This is a genomic window from Methanobrevibacter acididurans (assembly GCF_046197875.1).
GTDB classification, from domain to species: Archaea; Methanobacteriota; Methanobacteria; order Methanobacteriales; family Methanobacteriaceae; genus Methanobrevibacter_A; species Methanobrevibacter_A acididurans.
The window spans coordinates 367,794-389,395 of the sequence record NZ_CP166991.1; the positions used below are offsets into that span (position 1 = coordinate 367,794).

The following is a 21,602-nucleotide window of genomic DNA, read 5'->3' on the forward strand; positions in this document are numbered from 1 at the left end:
TATTTTTTTTTATTTCTTTTGAAGAAATCCTTCAATAAGATTTCTAGTATCATTTAAAGATTCCATAGGAATACCATTAGGTAACTCTCCTAATTTGCCTTTAACATCTTTTAAAACAACACCATTCACACCAAGAAACATTCCTTCACTTGCAATATCCATAAAACTTTGTGGAGGTAACATGGCAACAGCAACATGATTACCCTCTTTAACATCTAAATTATTAGTAACAACAGTAATTGCTCTTTTTTTAAGGTTAACGTTACAAATCATTAAAGAATCAGCATTAGGATGTTTACTAACACTCATTATTTCACCAACAAAAATATCTATCCCAATAATTGGATCATTAATTGAACCTAAAGATAATCTATGACGTAAACCTAAAATTGTATTTAAAAAAAATTGAACTTTAGCAATATTCTCTTCAGTTTTCTCCCGTTCTTCTTTAGGTGCTTTATTAAGAAAAATATGATTCCATTCATCTCCCCCTAAATAATGTATCACATAATTAGCTTCTTCCTCTAATTTACTAAGTTCCGGAGAATTACTTAACTCATTACCTTCAAGGTATGAATAAAGTAATGATTGAAAATGAGCATCCATATTATCTGCAGATTCAAGAGCCATTTTTTTATTCCAATGACCTCTAAATGCTCCAGTTTGAACAGTTCTCATAAATAATTCTTTAGATTTAACAGCAATTAAAATTCTATAATCTTTAGATGTATCCCACACAATTATCTCTCCAAATTTAAATAATCATAAATATTTTTTAAAAGTAAAATTATACTAATTAATATATTAAATTTATTATAATTTAAACTTAATTTAAATTAATCAATTTTATCCAATTTCATTTAAAACACTATTATGAAAAATATACTTTTAATTTAAGATTCAAAAACGCTTATTAAGCCTTAATTTTAATTATAAGTTTAAAATTTTTATTTTAATAGAATTTTAACAAAAACTTTTTATACTAATAAAAAAAAATAATATATTACTTAAAGTTTAACTAAATTTTGTAGTGAAAATAACTTTAAATCATAGTAATAATTTAATAAAACAAGTTAATCAAACAAAATAACTAATATATAAAATTTAGCTAAATAATATCAATATTATATAAATAATTTACAATGGTGAAAAAATGGTAGAAGTTTCCAGTCTTTATGATTTAGATATATATACTATAGCAGGGCAATATGTAGGACAAGTAGCTGATGTTGTACTCAACATTAAATATGGAACTATTTCCAAACTACGAGTAAAAGCATTAGAACCTGAAAAGAAAAATGTAGGAATAAGAGACATTTTTACTAGTGGGTTAAGAATGGTCCCTGAAGAAGAAAATGTAAATTCATATCATCAAGAAGGATTACTTGATGTTGGTTATGATAAAGTAAAAGCTATTGGGGATATAATGTTAATAGATCCACAAGATTTAATTCATAAACCACAAGCTCAAAGAGCTAGACCTACACCTACTCCTAATGTAGAAGCACCAACACCAAAAGCTCCAAAAACACAAGAAGCAGAACCTAAAATCCAAGATACTATAGAAAAAAAGGTTGAATAAGATTTTAAGTTTTTTTCTTTTTTCTTTTTATTAATTTTTTTTAAAAATTATTAACTTATTAAATTTTTTTATTTTTTCTCTATAAATCATGATTAAAGTATAAAAAAACTGATTAATATGATACTTTAAACATTTAAGAATATTTTACTTTTAAAAATTTATCTAATATTTTTTTCTAAAAAACATGATTTATTAAAAGTATAAAACTTATGAAAAATAATTAATTCATTAAAAAAGAAAAATCAAATAAATATAAAAAAAATAAAAGTGATTATTTATGAAAGTTGGAATTATAGGTTGTGGAGCTATAGCAAATCTTATAGTGAACAATATTTTAGCAACTGAGAAAAATATAACTATCGAACATTTCTATGATCGTGATATGGAAAAAGCTGAAAATTTAGCTAGTATTGCTAATGGTATAGCAGTAATAAATATTGAAGATTTAATAGATAATGTTGATTTAGTTTTAGAAGCAGCATCCCCAAGTTCAGTTAACGAATATGCTTTAAAAGTTTTAAATAAAGGAAAAAGCATGATTATTATGAGTGTTGGAGCTTTAATGGATGAAAATTTTAGAAATGAAGTAGTTGAAACTGCAAAAAAACATAATGCTAAAATTTACACTCCTTCTGGAGCAATACTTGGATTAGATGGTATAAAAGCTGCATCTATTGGTGAAATTAAAGAAGCTAAACTAACAACCAGAAAATCACCTAGATCTTTAGGAAAAGATGTTAATAAAGAAGAAATATTATTTGAAGGTAAAGCATCAGAAGCAGTTAAAAAATTTCCATTTAACATTAATGTAGCTGCTACATTAAGTTTAGCATGTGATATGGATATTGATGTTAAAGTTATAGTCGATCCAAAAGTTGATAGGAATGTCCATGAAGTAGTTGTTACAGGAGATTTCGGAAAATTCACTACTCGATGTGAAAATTTACCATGTGCTTCTAATCCTAAAACCAGTATGCTTGCAGCTTTCTCTGCAATAAAATTATTAAAACATTTTAATGAAACATTACTTAGTGGTACATAATAATAAATTTAATTATTTTTTTTCAGGTGAAAATTTTGAAAGATTATGAAATATATTCTAATCTACAAGTACCTAAGGGATCAAACATTATCTTACGTTTAGATGGTAGAAAGTTCCATACTCTAGCTAAAACATTAAATTTAGAAAAACCTTATGATTCTAATTTTGCTAAACTAATGATTGAAGTGTGTAAAGATTTATTCAATGAATTTTCACCAAAATTTATTTATACTTTTTCTGATGAAATAAATATTTTACTTTCTGAGATTCCATTTTCTAATAGAGTTGAAAAGATAGATTCTGTTTTTGCAAGTTTAGCATCTAGTTCAATAACCAAACATTTAAATGATTTTTTCGATTTAGATGAAATACCATTAATTTCTTTTGATTCAAGAATAATCCCTATCCCTTTTAATGATATAAACACATATTTCAAATGGAGACAAGATGAAGCTTGGAGAAACTGTATGAATGCTTATGGAATTTGGGTATTAAAAAAAGATTATTCTTCTAAAATAGCTAATGAAAAAATTAAAGGATTAAAGTCTAGTGATATTCATAACTTATTATTTGATAAAGGAATAAATTTGAATAATCTTCCAGTATGGGAAAAAAGAGGAATTGGATTTTATAAAAAAAATAAAAAAATAAAGGGTTTTAATCCAAAAACCAATTCAGATACAATCTCTTATAGAAATTATCTTTTTACAGATTGTAATCTTGAAATGTTTTCAAAGGATTTTTTTAAAACAATTAATTTAAAACATGATTAAAAATAAAAAACATAAATAAGGAAGTGTCATATTTATGGTATTTGATAAATTTATTTCAAAAGTATTAAGTAATGATAAAAGAAATTTTAATGAAGTGTGTGTGGATAATAAAGTTATTGAATCTGTAATTTATTATGCCAAAGAATCTTATCCAAATGAGTTTTTAGCATTCTTTGATGGTAATGTTAAGGATAATAAACTTATATTAGATAGTCTACTTTTCTTACCGGGTGAAACTTCTAATACTGGTGCAACTTTTAATGAAGGTTTAATGCCTCCTTCTCAACGTATATGGGGTACAGTTCATTCTCATCCAGGTCCAAGTGCACAACCTAGTAATGCTGACTTAATGACCTTTAGTAAACATGGATTATTTCATATGATTATTTGTTTGCCTTATGAAATTCCTAGTCTCTGTGCTTATGATGCATATGGTGATTCTGTAAAATATAGTCTTGGTGATTACGATGATAAAAATCAGGACGCAATGTTAGATGATTTACAAGATTTACAAGATGAAATAGGGCATGGTTATCCCGAAGATTATGATTTTTCTGAAGATGATAGTACTAAAGAATATGATGCTTTTATGAAGAAATATAATGAAGCTAAAGCTAATAATCAAAGAGTAATCTATATCGATGTGAATAAACTAGAAAATGATAATTATAAAAATAAGTAAAAAATATTTAAAAAAATAAAAAAAATTAAAGATATAAATTTTTTACAAGAAATTTATATTTATAATTTTAATTTAGTTGCATCAAATACATAATCTAAATCTATTAATTCTTTAATTACTTTATCTGGTACAGGATGATCTAATGTTAAAATCATTATTGCTTCTCCACCAGCAACATCTCTTCCTACTTGCATAATTCCAACATTAACTTTATATTCTCCTAATTTTGTACCAATTAAACCAATAGTTCCTGGAACATCCTTATATTTTGCAATAAACATGTTTCCTGAAGGTTTAACATCCACCCAATATTCGTTAACTTTAACGATTTTAGGTTCATGTATAAATGTTCCTTCTGCAGAAAAACTGTCTTTACTACTTTTAGCTCGAACTTTAACTAAAGAATCGTAACCTTTAGCATTATCTGTTTTCCCTTCAGTAATTTTAATTCCTCTTGTTTTTGCCATGTTTAAAGAGTTCACTGTATTTACTGAACTGTTTAAAATTGAATCAAGAATACCTTTTAAAACACATCTTCCGAGTATGTCTTGGTTTTGAAGACTTGCTAATTCACCACAGTAAATTATTTCTACTTCTTTTACTTTTCCTTTTAATGATTGGGAAATAAAACTTCCTAAACGTTCACAAACTTCCATGTAAGGTTTGAGTTCATTTTTAAGTCTGTTATCTATTCTTGGTAAATTGATAACATTTTTAGGAGTTTTTCCTTTATTTAAATCTATAATTTCTTCAGCTACAATAATAGCTGCACCTTTTTGAGCTTCTTTAGTGGATGCTGCAATATGTGGAGTTAAAACAATATTATCTAAAGTTGTTAACTTATTATCTTTAGGAGGTTCATTTTCATAAACATCTAAAGCAGCTCCTCCAATTTTATTTTCACTTAAAGCTGTGTATAAAGCTTCTTCATCAATAATTCCACCACGAGCACAATTAACAATGAATGCATTTTCTTTCATTAAATCAAATTGTTCATCGCTTATAGAATGTTTAGTTTCTTCAGTTAAAGGAACATGGATTGTTATGAAGTCAGCATTTTTAAGAACAGTGTTTAAATCGGTTAATCTTACACCCATTTGTTCTGCAACATCATCCGGTAAATAAGGATCATATACTATTGCATCCATTTCAAAAGCTTTACAACGGTTTACAACTTGGGAACCAATTCTACCCATTCCGATAACACCTAAAGTTTTTCCTCTAAGTTCAACTCCCATAAATTTCTTCTTTTCCCATTTATTATCTTTAACAGATTTATCAGCAATAGCAATTTTACGAGCCATAGCTAATAATAATCCCATAGTATGTTCAGCAACAGTAATACTAGTGGATTCTGGGGAGTTAACAACCATAACACCATTTTCTGTAGCAGCATCAATGTCTATATTATCCACACCAACACCAGCTCTTGCAATAATCTTTAAATTGTCAGCAGCTTCAATAACTTCCTTAGTCATCTTAGTTCTACTTCTAACAACAATTCCATCAAAATCTTTAATAGTAGCTACTAATTCTTCAGGAGATATAGTTGTATTAACAACAACATCCATCTCATTTTTTAACATAGCTATTCCATCTTCATTAATTGCATCTGCAACAAGAACTTTCATTTTTTTCATTCTCTCCTATATTAATTATTTAAAATAAATTACTTTTATAATACCTAAATAAAATTAATTTTTTTATTAATTAAAAAAACCTTTTAACAAAATTTTTCTCTATAAAGTTTTACATTAACTATAAAAAATATTTTTTCACACTATTTTCCTATTAATAAAAATTTTATATATTTTTTTATAAAAATTTATAAACTTTTTAAATCATATTATTCTTAATGATTTTTGAATAAAATAAATTTTTAGAATTAAAAAGGTTGTAATTAATTATAATACAACTTTAGTTTAATCTAATATTTAAAAATTATTATAAAAAAAGAGGTGAAAAATTATGGTTTCAATTGATGAGTTTCCAATTTCTTCTGCTAATTACCTTCCGGGTTTTAAAGTTGTTGAATCTAAAGGTTTTGTTTATGGTTTAACTGTTAGAAGTCGTGGTGTTGGTGGAAATGTTACTGCAGGTGTTAGATCTTTATTTGGTGGAGAAATTAAAGAATATGTTAAAATGATGGAAGAAACACGTAATGAAGCATTAGATAGATGTATTGAACACACTAAAGACTTAGGTGGAAATGCAATTATTTCATTAAGATTCGATTCTGACAGTATTTCTCAAGATATGCAAGAAGTATTAGCATATGGTACTGCAGTTGTAGTAGAAAAAGAATAAATTTAAAATAGAATCATGTTAAGGTGAAAAATTATGGTTTCAATTGATGAGTTTCCAATTTCTTCTGCTAATTACCTTCCGGGTTTTAAAGTTGTTGAATCTAAAGGTTTTGTTTATGGTTTAACTGTTAGAAGTCGTGGTGTTGGTGGAAATCTTACTGCGGGTGTTAGATCTTTATTTGGTGGAGAAATTAAAGAATATGTGAAAATGTTACAAGATTCACGTGAAGAAGCATTAAATTTATGCATAGAACATGCACAACAATTAGATGCAAATGCTATAATCTCACTAAGATATGATTCTAACAGTATTTTTCAATATATGCAAGAAGTATTAGCATATGGTACTGCAGTAATAATAGAAGAAGAATAATGAGTAGGTGTTAACTATTTTCAATGAAAAATTAAAATTCAAAGATAAAGAAATTTCAAAAACAATTCTTGGAACAGCCACATTCACAGGAGAAACATATTTCGGACATAGATCTCGTTTATATGAATTAGATTTAGAAACTCAACCAGAAAATATAGCTAAAATAATCCAAAAAGCTTATGATTTAGGTGTAAGATCTATAAACTTAGTTAATCATGAAAATTTATTAAAAGCTTATGATATGGCATGTGAAAATGGTGTTGAAATGGATGTCATTGCAACAATCGGTAAATCTAATGTGAATTATTTAATGCCTGATTATGAAAAAGCAAAAGAAGTAGATTGGTTAAGTGATATTCATAAATTAAGTAAATACAATCCAAGTATAATGCTAATAGATGAATTTTTAGTTAACAGTTATGACTGGAAATACCTTGAAAATATGTTAAATCAAATAAATAAATTAAACATTTTCAGTGGACTAATAACTTTTTCACCATTTGAAACAACAAAAAAATTATTAGATTCTCCAATAAGAAATGATTTTGATTTTTATATGATACCAGTTAATAAATATGGTTATACTATGGATAGTGAATCTTTCTTAAAAGATGATCAAATCAAGTTAACAAAACTATTAAAAGAATTAGATAAAAAAATAATAATTCAAAAAGCATTAGCAGTAGGTATACTACAACCTAAAGAAGCATTTGAATTCATTAAAAAATTAGAATTCGCTGACATGATAACAGTTGGAATAGCTAGTATAAAAGAAGCAGAATCAACATTTAATACTTTAAATAATTTATAATATATTATTTTTTTTTTTAATTATCTCTTCTTTCTTTAACTATTTTTAAAAATTCAGCAGAATCTCCAACTTCTTTCATTTCCCAAGATTTAACTACAGGTATACCATCTAGTGATTCACCAATTTTCTTATTATTCACTATGAAAAAAGAGTCAGATAATGTAATTAAAGATAAATCTTTTAAAGTTATTGCCATTTTTTTAAGTGTTTTTGAATTCCGATTATTCTCTAAATTAGTAATTAAGGGGTTATTTGGATTAATTTTAGGATTATTTAATTTAGCTAAAGCATCAAAAGGACTTTTTTCTGTTGAAACTATTCCAAAACCTAATTTAGCTAAATCTTTCACACGATTATCATTAGTAGATAAGTCAGCTTTTAATTTTATCTCTTCATCATTTTTATATGGTTTGAATAAGTCAATATCTAATGTTATTTTTGTGTTTAAAATATCTTCTAAAGCCATTGCTGTTTCAGTATTCGCTCTAACTTTACCATTCTCATATTTATACATTGTAGCACGTGAAACATGAGCTAAATCAGCTAAATCTTTTAGGGATAAAGAATATTCTTCACGATATTCTTTTAAAACATTTCCATTAATTTGAACATAATACCCTCCACGATCTGCTAAAATTTCAGGGTATTCATCATACATAATCATATTTTTAAGAGTTTGAACACCTATTGTAGGAATACCATGTCTTTCATAAACAACATCTTCTTCAAGAAGATGATTTTTACTTTTTAAACCAACAAGTATAGGTGAAGCTAAAAAAGAATTAGATAATCCTCTAATTTCTTCAACATGCGCTTCATTAACACTATCAACATTTATAAGGATTTTTAACATTAATAATAATGCTTTTTTACGAGCAATCATATCAAAACAACTATGTTCATAAATATGAGATGTTTCAAATCCTTCATTAATTAATAGTTGATGTATCCCTTGTATCAATTGAGCCCTATTATTCATAGATAATTACCTCAGTATAAAATCTTAAATAATTTTTTTATCCAGTTTAAACTAATTAATATATTTAAATAAGAAAATATTAATTATTATAATATATTATATATTTTGGAAACTATATAATAATTATTATAAATTATTTTTTCTTGTAGGTGATTTTTATAAAATTTCTTCATATAGGTATAGATGATACTGACTCTCCAAATGGAATGTGCACAACTTATTTAGGTGCTAAAATAATCGACGAATTAAAAGAAAACAAAATTGAAATAGAAGGTTTTCCAAGATTAATTAGATTAAATCCATTTGCCCGATTTAAAACTAGAGGAAATGGTGCAATACACTTCAAAATTCCATATGAAGGTACAGATATTAATTTTGTTAAAGAATTAATTTTAAAAACTGTTTCAGATTTAGCAATGTTTGATTGTGACAACACTAATCCTGGTGTTGTATTTTACAGTGGTGAAATAACTCCTGAAATGATTGATTACTCTTATAAAGCTATTCATTCAGTTATTACAATTAAGGAAGCTGAAAATTTTGCTAAAAAAATTGGTGCAGATATTTATAAATTTAAAAAAGGAAGAGGAATAATTGGATCTCTTGCTGCAATAGGATGTCCATTGAAAGATTATACCTATGAATTATTAGCTTACAGGGTACCTGAAAATTATGGTACTAAACGTGCAATTGATTATGATTCAGTGATTGAAATGGATAAAAAAACTTTTCCTGATACTTTTGAAAATTATGATAAAGCTGAAGATTATATTGCCATTGAACCAAAAACTCCATGTCCTGTAATGTATGGAATTCGTAGTAACTCTCCAGATACATTATTATTAGCGAAAAAGATTGTTAAATTAAATGAACCTATTGAAAGGTTTAGAATTTATTTAACCAATCAACATACAGACATGCATGTTGAAAAAGCGAAAAAAATTGAGGACATGAAACAATATAGTTGTTATATTATTCAAGGTAAAGTTAAAAATAAACCTAAAATAATTGAAGGCGGCCATATGTTTTTCAATTTATATGATGAATCTGGAGAAATAGCATGTGGGGCATATGAGCCAACAAAAGATTTTCGTAAGGTTGTTAAAAAATTATTGCCTGAAGACATAGTTAAACTTTATGGTGGAATAGGGGAGCACGGAACATTCAATATAGAGAAATTTCAAGTAATTAAATTAATAGATGTTGAATATAAAAACCCAAAATGTAAATGTGGAAAAAGAATGACTTCTGCAGGTAAAAATAAAGGTTTTAAATGTAAAAAATGTGGAAATAAGATTAGTTCAAATCAAAAAATCCCCGAAACAATTTCACGTTCCCTTGTTGAAGGTAAATTCTATGAAACACCTATTTCTGCACGAAGACACTTAGCTAAACCAATTGTTAGAATGAATTTATAATTATTGAAAAAATTAAATACTATTAATTTATAAATTTGAAGTTAATAAAGAATAATTAATTATAATTTTAAAACTGTAAGATAATATTTTGAACTTCAATAATAAAATGTTTATAATTTTTTCTTACCTTGGAAGTGAGAGTTATATCTGCTAAAAAAGATCAACCACATGAACATGCATTTCGTGAAAAAACGGATAAACAAATTAAAAAGCCTTGGCGGGAATATAAACTTCATATAACCGTTTTAATTATATCTATTATTTCCATGTCTATTGGAGTTCAAAAGATTTACTTATCAAAAACAGTAAGTATTGTATTAATGCCTTTACTTTATGCAATGATAATTGGTTTAATTCTATATTTAGCTAAACCTATAAAATTCGTTGGTAAAAAGCAATCTAAAATGGCTGAAGGTGCTATGTTAGTTTTTATAGGTCCTTTACTTGCTAAACTTGCTGTTGCTAGTGGTCAATCTTTATATGTTTTAGCTCAAGTAGGCCCTGCACTTATTTTACAAGAATTAGGTAATTTAGGAACAATTTTCTTTGCATTACCTATCGCATTGCTATTAGGATTTAAACGTGAATCAATTGGTATGACAAGTTCAATTTGTCGTGAACCTAATTTAGGGATTATTATAGATAAATATGGATTTAAATCTCCTGAAGCAAAAGGAGTTTTAGCAGTTTTTGTTATAGGGACTATGATAGGTACAATTTATATTAGTTTTTTAGCAAGTGTTTGTGCATCTGTTTTACCATTACATCCTTATGCTTTTGCAATGGCAAGTGGTATTGGAAGTGCGAGTATGAATGCGGCAGCAATTTCTCCACTTGTTTATATGTATCCTAATATGGCCAATACATTATTAGCATTTGCAGGTTTCAGTAATTTATTATCTTTTTGTTTTGGAATATATGCAAGTATATTTTTAGGAATTCCTTTAACAGAATATTTATACAAACATTTAGAACCTATAATTGGAAGAAATGTGCCAGATGTTTTATCTTCAATATCATTATCTTCTAAAGATACTCCAAATACTGAATCTTCTGAAGAAAAATCTATAGGGGATGATTAAAAATGTCATTTGATCCAGATCCAAAAGTTATAACTTTTAAAAGAGTATTATATTGGATTTTATTATTATTGATATTTTCAATCATTACTGTAATAGCAAATTATGTAGGTTATAAACATCCAATGAGTGAAGCACTTATGGGAATGTTTATTTTATCAGGTATTACATTAGTTGGGCTTTTAATGGAGAGACTCTTACCATATCAAATTTCAAACATTATTTATATAAGTATTATAGGATGTATACTTGCATTACCATTTGTACCAACATCTGGATTTGTAACTTACTATGTTTCTAAAGTTGATTTAATCTCAATTGTTACAGTATTCCTCGCATATGTAGGTATTGGAATCGGTAGAGATTGGAAAGACTTTAAACGTATTGGATGGAGAGGAGTTATTGTAACAATATTCGTAATTTCAGGGACTTATATATGTTCTGCAACCGTAGCTCAAATAGTATTAATCTTAACTGGTGCAATTTAAAATATTTTTCTTATAAATTAATTTTTTACACTTTTTTTTTATTTAAATAAATTAAATGAGAATTTAATAATGATTGTTGAAAAAATTTCAGATTTTATTTTAGAAACAAATTATGAAAACATATCTAAAAAGGATATTGAATTAATTAAGTTATGTTTTTTAGATTATTTAGCTGTAACAATTAAAGGTATTAATCAAACTCCTACTAAATATCTTATAAAAACTTTAAATGAATTAAATTATCCATTTTCTAATTCTAAACAATTTCAAGATTCTTGTAAAGTCATAGGGTATGATAATTCTTATTTTAATACATTAAATGCAGGTTTTATTAATGGAGTTTCAGCCCATGTTTTAGAATTAGATGATGGTCATAGACTTGCACAATTACATCCTGGAGCAGTAGTATTTTCAACAGCTTTAGCAGTTTCACAATCAACTGATTCAAGTTCAAAAGAATTTTTGGGATCTGTTATAATAGGTTATGAAATATCAATAACTTTAGGAAAATTAGTAAATCCTAATCATAGGAATCAAGGATTTCATTCTACTGGAACAATAGGGGCTATAGCTGCAGGTGCAACAGCATCTAAATTACTGAAATTAAATAAATTTCAAATCATCTCTGCTTTAGGACTTTCAGGAACACAATCTTCAGGACTTTTAGAATCAGATCATCAAGGAAGTATGGGAAAAGTTTTACATGTAGGTAAAGCCGTTACAAATGGTATTTTAGCAGCTTACCTTGCAAAAAATGGTTTCACTGGTACAGAATCAATAATTGACGGGGATGAAGGATTTATTCGTGCTATGTCAACTAAAACTGTAATAAATCATGATTTATTAAATGATTATATAAATGAAAACTTAAAAAAATCCCATATAAATGAAGTTTATCATAAAAAATATCCATTCTGTAGACATATTCACTCTACAATAGATTCTATATTTAAATTAAAGAATCAATTAAATCACGATAAAATAAACATAAATCAAATAGATAAAGTTATAGTTAATACATATAAAATAGCAGCAGAACATAACAATTATAATCCTCTTAATAAACAAGATTTAAAACAATCATTACCCTTTGCAGTAGCAATAGCCTTAATTTATGGCAATGTAAATATAGATCTAATTGATTCTTTAATTAAAAAAGACTTATTAACTCCAAATGAAAGTGAAAACCTTGAAGAAATTAATAATATAAAAAATTTATTAAATAAAATAATAATTATAAATAATGAAAATTTAACTAATTTGTTTCCAGAAAAGAGACCTGCAAATGTAAAAATTGTAGTAAATACAAAACTTAATAATAAAATATTTGAAGATGAAACTTATTTTCCATTAGGAGAAGCTGAAAATCCTTTAACTAAAATGGATATTTTAAAAAAATTTAAGATATTAAATCCTAATTATGATATGGAAAAACTTAAAATCATTGAAAATATGGAAGATTATAAACTTAATGAATTATTAAAAATTATTTAAAAGGTATATAGCTTATGAAAGAAACTAGAATATCACTTGAAAAATTAGGAATCCATGAAGCCACAACTGAATATGTGTCAAATAAAAGATTTAATGATAAAGGACAATACCGTTTAGAAGTTCCAGGAATTCAAACTCCAAATGCATTAAGTTCCCTCATTAATGCTTGTGAAGATGAAAATATAATAATCCACAGAGCCACACAAACTAAAGGAATCATGTTTTTAAGAGATTCTGAAATAAACGAAATGGTGGAATTAGCAAAAAGTGCTCAAATTGAACTATTTTTAAGTGTAGGTCCTAGAGCAACTTATGATACTAGTGCAACAGTCCAAACATCAGAAGGAAAACGTATAGGGTATCGTCTTAGAGGATTCGATAACCTCGTATACGCTATTGAAGATGTTAAAAGAGCAACAAATTTAGGTGTTAGAGGAATACTCCTATATGATGAAGGTTTACTTTATGCATTATCCCAAATGAGAGGAAATGAGGAAATACCTAAAGATACTCATTTCAAATTATCTGCACATGCAGGATGCAGTAATCCTGCATCAGCTAAACTATTTGAAAAAATAGGATTAAATTCATTAAATCCAGTTAGAGATTTACAAATACCAATGCTTGCAAGTATGCGAAAAACAATTAATATTCCTATAGATATCCATACAGAAAACCCTAAATCAACTGGAGGATTCATAAGACATTATGAAGTTCCAGACATGATTAAAGTAGCAAGTCCAATATATTTAAAAACCGGAGGATCAATCGCTAAAACTCATAACTGGGACACTACAAATACTGAGGCTAAATTAAGAATAAAACAAGTTGGATTAGTACAAGATGTTATAGACAGATATTATCCAGAAGCAAAAATGTCTCCAAAATCTTCTAAAGATTTAGCAATACCATTATAACAAAATTCACTTAAAAGGAAAAAAAATATTTATGGATTTAACTAAAGAAGTATCAAAAGCGGTAATACAAGCAAGTACAACATATCCTAAAAATCGTTTAACAGCTTTTAAAAAAGCTATAAAAAACGAAACTAATGACAATGCAAAATGGGCTTTAAAAATCATGATGAAAAATGAGGAAATCGCTAAAAATAAAAAATTACCTATGTGTGATGACACAGGTATTCCTCATATTTTCATAGAGCAAGGAAAAAATTCTCCCATATCTATTGAAATTTTAAATGAAATCCAATTAGGTATTGCTGAAGGTTTAAAAAAATTACCAGGAAGACCAATGGCAGTTAAAGGTCAAGATATAGAAAGAATTGAACAATCTCAAGGATTATATGATTCACCTTCAATGGTTAAACCTGCACCAATATTATTAGATAAATCTTATAATGAAAACACAAAAATACATATCTTACTCCTAGGTGGAGGTCCAGAAATAAGAGCAAAAACTTATAGAGTTTTCCATAAACATTCATATGAAGAAGTATTAAATTTTGCAATTGGCTGGTTAAAATCATCTCTTCCAATGTTAGGTTGCACACCGTCTATTCCCTGTATCGGTATAGGCCGTACACATTTTGAAGCATCTTCCTTAATGATTAAATCAATGATTTATGGAGATTTATCTAATCAATCAAATTTAGAACAATTAATATCAAATGAGATAAATAAAACTAATATTGGCCCAATGGGTTTAGGTGGAGACACTACAGTTTTAGGTTCTTTTATTCAAATTGGGAATCAAAGAGCAAGTGGTGTTAGAATCGTTTCTATTAGACCTTCCTGTTTTGTTGAACCTAGAGTTGCTACAATTACATTGTAAAAATAAAATACTAATCTAATTAATTAAAATTTATAAGGAAAAAAATCATGGAACCTGAGAAACCAATATTAAAAAAAGGATTCAAAATACCTGAACATAATTTAAGAACATCAATAACTAAAGTAGAACCTGATAAAATAATAACTAGAGGATATTCTCAAGATGATTTAATAGGTAATTTAAGTTTTTCTGATATGATATTTTTACTATTAAAAGGAGAATTACCTAATGAAAAACAATCTAAAATATTTTCACATGTATTAGTAAGTTTTTCAGATCATGGAGTTACTCCACCAAGTACACAAGCAACAAGAATAATTGCATCATCAGGATCACCAATTAATAATTCTGTTGCAGGGGGCCTGTTAAGTTTTGGAAAAAATCATGCAGGGGCGATAGAAAAATCAATGAAACTCTTTCAGGATAGTATTAAAAGTTTAAACCTTGAAAATCATAAAGCTGAAGATGAAAACAAATTAATATCTAAATTAGCAATAAAAATAGTGAATAATTATTCTAAACAAAATTTCAAGATTCCAGGTTTTGGTCATAGATACCATCATAAAGATCCAAGGGCAGTTAAACTTTTATCATTAGCTATTAATGAAGGAGTTATAGGTCCACATACCAAGTTAGCATTAGTTATTGAAAGTTTATTATATGAAAAAAAAGGTATAAAAATGAATGTTGATGGTGCTAATGCAGGAATACTTTCTGATTTAGGATTTGATAGTAGATTAGGTTTAGGAATATTCATGATAAGTAGAGTGCCAGGTTTAGTTGCTCATAGTTATGAAGAAATGACAGAAGAAGAAGAATTTCGTAGATTCTGTGATTTAGAAGATATAACCTATGAAGGTCAAGATTTTACTTCATTTGATTAAAAAAAAATAAGGTGATTTTTATGGATTTTTTTGAAACAATAAATAAAAGATATAGTGTTCGAGGATTTAAAGATAAGAAAGTTGAAAAGGAAAAATTAAATCAAATTTTAGAAGCAGGTAGACGTGCCCCAACAGGGGTAAATTATCAACCTATTAAAATTTTTGTCATAGATACTGAAAAAAATAAAGAATTATTAAAAGAAATATACCCTCAACCTTGGTTTTTTGAAGCACCATTAGTTATATGTGTTGCTGCATCACATAAAGAAGCATGGACTAGACCATGGGATGGTAAAAACATAGCTGAGATAGATGCAAGTATAGTTATGGATCATATGATATTAGCAGCTACTGCATTAGGTTTAGGGACTTGTTATATTGCTGCATTTAAACCATATGCTGCATTAAAGTTATTTGATTACGATGAAACTTTAGAACCAATTTTATTCACACCTTTAGGTTATCCCAATGCAGAACCTAGTGAACGAAATAATGTTAGAAAAAATTTAACTGATTTAGTTATTTATAAATAAAATAAACTTTTTTTTACACTAAAAACTTATAATTACTTTAAATTTTTCATTTTTTTAAAAATTTATTTCATAAAGCTTTTAAAACATGATAAATATATATTCATTCATCTAAATTTTTAATAAAAATTTTATCATTTTTTTTAAAAACTAATGATTTACAAAATTTTTCTTAACAATTAAATGGGGTTTTATAAAAATGGTTAAAAATAAAATTTTGATTGTGGAAGATGAAAAAATAACAGCAATGGATTTAAAGTTTAAATTAGAAGATTTAAATTATGAAATTTGTGGTATGGCTGTAAATGGTGTTGATGCTATAAACTTAGCAAATAAAGAAAAACCAGATTTAGTATTAATGGACATAACTCTTAAAGGAGAAATGAATGGTATTAATGCGGCTAAGTCAATTTTAAATGAAAATATCCCTTTAATATTTTTAACTTCTCATACTGATGAAGATACTTTTAAAGAAGCTAACCAAGTACCTTCCTATGGTTTTTTAAACAAACCTTTTGACATGTTAAAACTAGAAAGAACTATCAAATTGGCTTTAAACAGATCAAAAATAGAATTGGATAAACTTCAAATGTCTAAAGGTGAAACTTCTATTTTAGCCACTCAAAATCCTAAATTACATGAACAAGCTGTAATAGAATTTGAAGCAGGGAAAAAATATAAAAATGAATTTTTAACAAAAAGAAAAGCAAATAATACTTTCACAGTTTTAATAATTGAAGATGAATCTATAACTGCTTTAGATTTAAAAGCTAAAATTGAAGATTTTGGATATAATGTACTTGGAATTGAAGACAATGGTGAAAAAGCTATTGAATTAGCTAAAGATAAAAAACCAGATTTAATTTTAATGGATATATCTTTAAAAGGTTCAATTTCTGGTATTGATGTATCTAAGCAAATTTCTCATTTGAATATTCCTATAGTTTATTTAACTGGTAGTTCTAATGATGAGAATATTAAAAATGCTTTAGAAACAGCACCTTATGGTTTTATTAGTAAACCGATTTTTGATTTAGAATTAGAACAAATTTTAGAGTTAACTTTAATTAAACATACAGATGATTTTGAAAAAATCTTTGGAACCGAAATTTCACAGACTCCGGATTCACAATCAACTAACAAGTCAAAAAAAGAACCTAAATTTAAATCTTTAATTCGAGGAATATTGAAAAAATAATTTCTCATCTTTCATATTTTTCATTAGATATACTATTTTAATAAAAAAATTTTTGTAGTTAACTAATATGATGCCTAAATTTATTTTTGCAAAAAATCAGAATGAAATGTATAAAACTGCTGATTTATTAGAAGAAAAAAAATACAAAGTAAAATCTGAGGATAAAAATTATATTCTCCTTAGAAAAAATGCTTATGGAAATATTCTTATTCATATTGCAATTATTCTAATTGCACTATTCTATTTTAATTATATAATAATAATTACAATTTTATACTTTTTATATAATTTTTATAAAAATTCAGTTGTGATTTTAATAACAACAGAATCTAAAGATGAAGATGGAAACCCACTAGATTTTATTAAATTAGAAGATTTAGAAGATTTTTATTCAGGTCCTGGAAATCAAGATAGAGATATGATTGAAGATTTTAAAAATGTTATTAAAAAAAGTAGAAAGAAATAAACTTTTTTTTATTTTTTCAAATATCTATATATACTAAAAAATTTTAATAGTATAGTAATAATTTGATGATTAAAAATTTTTAAATAGAAAGTTTTTTTCAAAAAATTATTTTTAAAAAATAATAATTTTAATTTATGATATTCTTTTTTGGAGAATTATGATATGAATTTAAGTAAAAACGAATTATTTGGAATAATCTTTTTCTTTGTTTTAGTTTCTTGGGCGATAGTACCATTTTTTATGTCAAGTTCATTCACATCATCTGATATTGGTTTTTCTGTGATTTTAATTGTCATAGGTTTAACTTATATGTTATCTGCTTTTGTTCCTCAATGGAATAAATCTGCAATAATGTCAGATGGGGTTGTTTTTGTTTTAACTTCACTTGTTCTATTTTCAGGATCTGATCGATTAATTTTCTTCATTTTTGGAGCAATTTTAATCTTTTTAGCATTTTTAGCTTATGGTAAAAGATTACCTCCTAAATTGTTGAAATATTTTTATAGGGAACGATCTAAAAAATAATGTCTTAAGAAAAATTTAATTTAATATTTTTTTTTAAGACAAAAAAAACTTGTTTTTATGAATTTTAAAAAAATTAAATTAATTATTTTTTATTATAATATCTTTATATTATTGGTTTGCAATTTTTTATTAAAAAATAGGATTATTTTAAATAATTTTTGGTTTTTGAAACTAATTTTAGAATCAAATAGTAAAAGATATATATTAATCTAAATAGAAATTATTAATACCATGGTGATTTATTATGGCAGGGATATCAGAATCTATTACACAAATTAAAAAAGCTGAAACTGATGCTGATACCTTAGTTGAAGATTCTAAATTAGAATCTTCCAATATTATCGAAGAATCAAAAGCGAAAGCTAGTGAATTTATCGATGCTGCTAAGGCATCCGCTAACGATGAAGCTAAAAATACTGTTTTTGATGCAGAAGAAAATGCAAAAAAAGAGGCAAAATCTATTACTGCACAATCCGAAAAGGACGCTCAAGCTCTTAAATCAAGTGCTATGAGTAATGTGGATGAAGCTGCTTCTTTTGTTGTCAAAAATATATTATAACGTGAGAATAATGTTCAAAACTGTGAGAATGCAAAAGCTTAAAATAATGGCATTGGATGAATATGTTCCAAATGTAGTGAAAAACCTACATGAGGAAGGTATTGTTCAAGTCGAAGATGTTTCTGAAAGCATTCAACAGAATCCAAAGACAGCTGAATTATTAGACCCTTCAAAAGTTACACCTTATACTGGTAAAATTTCTTCACTTCTTATGAAGACTACTAGTATTTCTGAATTATTAGGTGATGCTTTAAGTGTTAATTCTGGAATTAAGGATAAACTTAAAGGTTTTATATCTCCAGAAATTCCAGTTTTACAAGATGTTGAAGATATGGATACTGAAAGTTTTATTAAGTATACAGAATCTATTTTAACTGAAGTGGGACCTTTAACTGATGAAGTTCAAGATAAGTTGGCTAAACTGGATAGTGAAAAAAGTTCGCTTGAATCTAATATTAATGTTGCTAATAAACTTAAATCTGTTGATTTAGACTTAAGTTTATTAGAAGATTCAAAACATACTTCTTCTCTAGTAGGTCGGATGAATGTTGAATCTGTTGAGGAATATAAGAAAGAACTAAGCGAAATTACAGACCAACTCTTAATTGAAGAAGCTCATGATGAGGATGAAGATTATAAAATCCTCATAACCGTAGTTCCTACAAATCTTAGAGATGATGTTTTTATTTTACTTAGAAAATTTGACTTTGAACGATTGGATACAACTGGTTTAGAAGGAAAACCTGATCAGGTTATTGCTAAATCAAATTCTAGAATCCAAGAAATTGAAGTTCAAAAATCCCAAGTTAATTCTAGCTTAAAAGATATAGCTGATAAATGGGATGACAAAATACTTGTTTTAAAAGAACAATTAGAAATTGAAAAAGAAAGAAATGAGATTTACGCATCCTTTGGTAAAACTAAAACTACCAAAGTATTAGAAGCATATGTACCTAAACCTAAAGTAGATAAAGCTATCGAAGTATTAGATAAAACTACTGAAGGTAATTATGTTTATGAATTAGAAGATATACAGGATAGAGATGAAGACGTTCCTATTCTTCAAAAAAATAATTCTTATGCAAAACCTTATGAAACTCTTGTGCAAATGTACGGACCTGTAAAATATAATGCTATTGATCCTACTATTTTTGTTGCAATAACATTTCCATTTTTCTTCGGTTTCTGTTTAACCGATGGTGGATATGGAATAATTGTAACTTTATTAGGATATTTATTATATAAAGGTATGGGAAAGATGAATGAAACTTTTTCCGACTTTGGAAAAATTGTTATGGCTTGTGGTATATGGGCTATAATACTGGGATTAATTACTAATGGATTTATTGGAGATTTCTTTACAAGATTCCTTGGAATAACTATTCCTACAGTAATTCCTATGTTTGATGCTTTTAAACATCCAGCAAATATTCTAATTGTTGCAATTGCTGTTGGTATTCTTTATACTAATATTGGTTTCATTATTGGAGCAATAAACAACCTTAGAAATGGGGATAAAAAAGAAGCATTAGGTTCTCAAATAGTATGGTTTATCTTAGAAATAGGTATAATCTTACTAGCTGCAGGATATATGGTTCCAGCAATTGGTCAAATCGGAATTATAGCTGGTTTAGCATTAGTTGTATTAACCCTAATTTTACTAGTATATGCATCTGGAATATATGGTGTGATGGATGTATTTGGATTTTTAGGAGATGTTTTATCATATGCTCGTCTTTTAGCTCTTTGTTTAGCTACTGGTGGTATTGCTATGACAGTAAATATCTTAGCACAACTTGTGGGAACATCTATTCCATATGTAGGAATAATAATAGCTGTAATTTTATTTATCTTTGGACATATTGCAAATTTTGCATTCCAAGTATTAGGTGCTGGAGTTAATGCATTACGTTTAAACTATGTAGAATTTTTCGGACAATTCTTTGTTAACGGAAAAAACATGTTTGAACCATTTAAAGCAAAAAGAAAATTTACTAAAGTCAAAAGATAATTTTGCTTACAAAAATTAAACTTAAAAATTTTTATAAAATTAAATATTTTTATACAATTACAAAATTTAAATTTCAAATAAATATTATAAACTAATTAAAAGGAGAATAAATTATGGTGGAAATTGTATTAGGTACTGCACTTGCAGCTGTTGGAGCTGGAGTAGCAGTTGGTTTCGCAGGTTTAGGATCAGGTTTAGGTCAAGGTTTCGCAGCATCTGGTGCTGTTGGAGCTGTAGCAGAAGATAATAGTATGTTCGCACGTGGTATCATCTTTTCAGCTTTATGTGAAACCCAAGCTATCTACGGATTCTTAATTGCAATCTTATTAATGGTATTTTCAGGATTACTCGGTGGTGGAGCTGGATTAAGTACTGCTGCAGGTATTGTAGCAATTGGTTCAGGTGCAGCTATTGGATTTGCAGGACTCGGTTCTGGTATGGGTCAAGGTCTTGCAGCAGGTTCATCTGTTGGTGCTGTAGTTGAAGATAATAGTATGTTCGCACGTGGTATTATTTTCTCAGCATTAGAAGAAACCCAAGCTATTTACGGATTCCTTATAGCTATCTTACTTATGGTATTCGGTGGAATATTAGCCTAGGAGGTCAAATAT

At 26.9% G+C, this 21,602-nt stretch carries 24 protein-coding genes; 21 read left to right on the forward strand and 3 right to left on the reverse strand.

All coding sequences use genetic code 11. The features are described from left to right. Positions 1 to 9: 9 nt before the first annotated feature. Complete coding sequence (locus tag ACA135_RS01800; protein WP_409198604.1) at positions 10 to 738, reverse strand: tRNA-binding protein; 729 nt, start codon at positions 736 to 738, stop codon at positions 10 to 12. A gap of 415 nt (positions 739 to 1,153) precedes the next feature. Here ACA135_RS01800 and ACA135_RS01805 point away from each other — a divergent pair, with 415 nt between their 5' ends. The 4 genes from ACA135_RS01805 (at position 1,154) to ACA135_RS01820 (ending at position 4,079) form a co-directional block, all read left to right on the forward strand. Next, positions 1,154 to 1,582: a PRC-barrel domain-containing protein gene (locus ACA135_RS01805; protein WP_409198605.1), complete on the forward strand. Its 429-nt coding sequence runs from the start codon at positions 1,154 to 1,156 to the stop codon at positions 1,580 to 1,582. A 277-nt stretch (positions 1,583 to 1,859) separates the two neighbouring features. Then, positions 1,860 to 2,624, forward strand: coding sequence for an aspartate dehydrogenase (locus ACA135_RS01810; protein WP_409198606.1), 765 nt, complete (start codon positions 1,860 to 1,862; stop codon positions 2,622 to 2,624). A gap of 35 nt (positions 2,625 to 2,659) precedes the next feature. Continuing rightward, positions 2,660 to 3,397: a tRNA(His) guanylyltransferase Thg1 family protein gene (locus ACA135_RS01815; protein WP_409198607.1), complete on the forward strand. Its 738-nt coding sequence runs from the start codon at positions 2,660 to 2,662 to the stop codon at positions 3,395 to 3,397. A gap of 34 nt (positions 3,398 to 3,431) precedes the next feature. Beyond that, positions 3,432 to 4,079 (forward strand): Mov34/MPN/PAD-1 family protein, encoded by a 648-nt coding sequence (locus tag ACA135_RS01820; protein WP_409198608.1) that lies wholly within the window; start codon positions 3,432 to 3,434, stop codon positions 4,077 to 4,079. 59 nt (positions 4,080 to 4,138) lie between these two features. Here ACA135_RS01820 and serA read toward each other — a convergent pair whose 3' ends face one another. After that, positions 4,139 to 5,710, reverse strand: coding sequence for a phosphoglycerate dehydrogenase (gene serA, locus ACA135_RS01825; protein ID WP_409199066.1), 1,572 nt, complete (start codon positions 5,708 to 5,710; stop codon positions 4,139 to 4,141). Positions 5,711 to 6,047: 337 nt separating this feature from the next. On the opposite strand from serA, the gene ACA135_RS01830 reads away from it, so the two are divergent. From ACA135_RS01830 to ACA135_RS01840, 3 genes are read left to right on the forward strand one after another with little or no spacing between them, the layout of a single operon-like run. Continuing rightward, complete coding sequence (locus tag ACA135_RS01830) at positions 6,048 to 6,386, forward strand: heavy metal-binding domain-containing protein (RefSeq protein ID WP_409198609.1); 339 nt, start codon at positions 6,048 to 6,050, stop codon at positions 6,384 to 6,386. Positions 6,387 to 6,419: 33 nt separating this feature from the next. Continuing rightward, positions 6,420 to 6,758, forward strand: coding sequence for a heavy metal-binding domain-containing protein (locus tag ACA135_RS01835; protein ID WP_409198610.1), 339 nt, complete (start codon positions 6,420 to 6,422; stop codon positions 6,756 to 6,758). 7 nt (positions 6,759 to 6,765) lie between these two features. Further along, positions 6,766 to 7,569, forward strand: a complete 804-nt coding sequence (locus ACA135_RS01840) for a hypothetical protein (RefSeq protein ID WP_409198611.1) — start codon at positions 6,766 to 6,768, stop codon at positions 7,567 to 7,569. A 16-nt stretch (positions 7,570 to 7,585) separates the two neighbouring features. On the opposite strand, the gene ACA135_RS01845 is transcribed toward ACA135_RS01840, so the two are convergent. After that, a complete protein-coding gene (locus ACA135_RS01845; protein ID WP_409198612.1) occupies positions 7,586 to 8,548 on the reverse strand; it encodes a transcriptional regulator in 963 nt (320 codons plus the stop codon). Between the two features lie 149 nt (positions 8,549 to 8,697). Here ACA135_RS01845 and ACA135_RS01850 point away from each other — a divergent pair, with 149 nt between their 5' ends. From ACA135_RS01850 to ACA135_RS01915, 14 genes are all read left to right on the forward strand, one after another. Beyond that, the gene (locus ACA135_RS01850) at positions 8,698 to 9,966 is read left to right on the forward strand and encodes a DUF1743 domain-containing protein (protein WP_409198613.1); all 1,269 of its coding nucleotides are present in this window, start codon (positions 8,698 to 8,700) and stop codon (positions 9,964 to 9,966) included. A 128-nt stretch (positions 9,967 to 10,094) separates the two neighbouring features. Then, positions 10,095 to 11,048 carry a DUF3100 domain-containing protein gene (locus tag ACA135_RS01855; protein WP_409198614.1) on the forward strand — a complete coding sequence of 318 codons (954 nt, stop codon included), beginning with the start codon at positions 10,095 to 10,097 and terminating at the stop codon, positions 11,046 to 11,048. 2 nt (positions 11,049 to 11,050) lie between these two features. Next, positions 11,051 to 11,533, forward strand: a complete 483-nt coding sequence (locus tag ACA135_RS01860; protein ID WP_409198615.1) for a hypothetical protein — start codon at positions 11,051 to 11,053, stop codon at positions 11,531 to 11,533. 69 nt (positions 11,534 to 11,602) lie between these two features. After that, positions 11,603 to 13,027: an MmgE/PrpD family protein gene (locus ACA135_RS01865; protein ID WP_409198616.1), complete on the forward strand. Its 1,425-nt coding sequence runs from the start codon at positions 11,603 to 11,605 to the stop codon at positions 13,025 to 13,027. A 14-nt stretch (positions 13,028 to 13,041) separates the two neighbouring features. Then, positions 13,042 to 13,944, forward strand: a complete 903-nt coding sequence (locus tag ACA135_RS01870; protein WP_409198617.1) for a peptidase — start codon at positions 13,042 to 13,044, stop codon at positions 13,942 to 13,944. Between the two features lie 31 nt (positions 13,945 to 13,975). Next, on the forward strand, positions 13,976 to 14,818 hold the full coding sequence (locus ACA135_RS01875) for a fumarate hydratase (protein ID WP_409198618.1): 843 nt from the start codon (positions 13,976 to 13,978) through the stop codon (positions 14,816 to 14,818). Between the two features lie 65 nt (positions 14,819 to 14,883). Then, a complete protein-coding gene (locus ACA135_RS01880) occupies positions 14,884 to 15,702 on the forward strand; it encodes a citryl-CoA lyase (RefSeq protein ID WP_409199067.1) in 819 nt (272 codons plus the stop codon). Positions 15,703 to 15,722: 20 nt separating this feature from the next. Further along, positions 15,723 to 16,235: a nitroreductase family protein gene (locus ACA135_RS01885; RefSeq protein WP_409198619.1), complete on the forward strand. Its 513-nt coding sequence runs from the start codon at positions 15,723 to 15,725 to the stop codon at positions 16,233 to 16,235. Between the two features lie 196 nt (positions 16,236 to 16,431). Next, complete coding sequence (locus tag ACA135_RS01890; RefSeq protein ID WP_409198620.1) at positions 16,432 to 17,430, forward strand: response regulator; 999 nt, start codon at positions 16,432 to 16,434, stop codon at positions 17,428 to 17,430. A 67-nt stretch (positions 17,431 to 17,497) separates the two neighbouring features. Continuing rightward, positions 17,498 to 17,896: a hypothetical protein gene (locus tag ACA135_RS01895; RefSeq protein ID WP_409198621.1), complete on the forward strand. Its 399-nt coding sequence runs from the start codon at positions 17,498 to 17,500 to the stop codon at positions 17,894 to 17,896. Between the two features lie 162 nt (positions 17,897 to 18,058). Beyond that, positions 18,059 to 18,421, forward strand: a complete 363-nt coding sequence (locus ACA135_RS01900) for a hypothetical protein (protein WP_409198622.1) — start codon at positions 18,059 to 18,061, stop codon at positions 18,419 to 18,421. 244 nt (positions 18,422 to 18,665) lie between these two features. Further along, the gene (ahaH, locus tag ACA135_RS01905; RefSeq protein ID WP_409198623.1) at positions 18,666 to 18,980 is read left to right on the forward strand and encodes an ATP synthase archaeal subunit H; all 315 of its coding nucleotides are present in this window, start codon (positions 18,666 to 18,668) and stop codon (positions 18,978 to 18,980) included. 10 nt (positions 18,981 to 18,990) lie between these two features. Continuing rightward, complete coding sequence (locus tag ACA135_RS01910; protein ID WP_409198624.1) at positions 18,991 to 20,991, forward strand: V-type ATP synthase subunit I; 2,001 nt, start codon at positions 18,991 to 18,993, stop codon at positions 20,989 to 20,991. Between the two features lie 113 nt (positions 20,992 to 21,104). After that, positions 21,105 to 21,590 carry a V-type ATP synthase subunit K gene (locus ACA135_RS01915; protein WP_409198625.1) on the forward strand — a complete coding sequence of 162 codons (486 nt, stop codon included), beginning with the start codon at positions 21,105 to 21,107 and terminating at the stop codon, positions 21,588 to 21,590. The last annotated feature ends 12 nt before the right edge of the window (positions 21,591 to 21,602 follow it).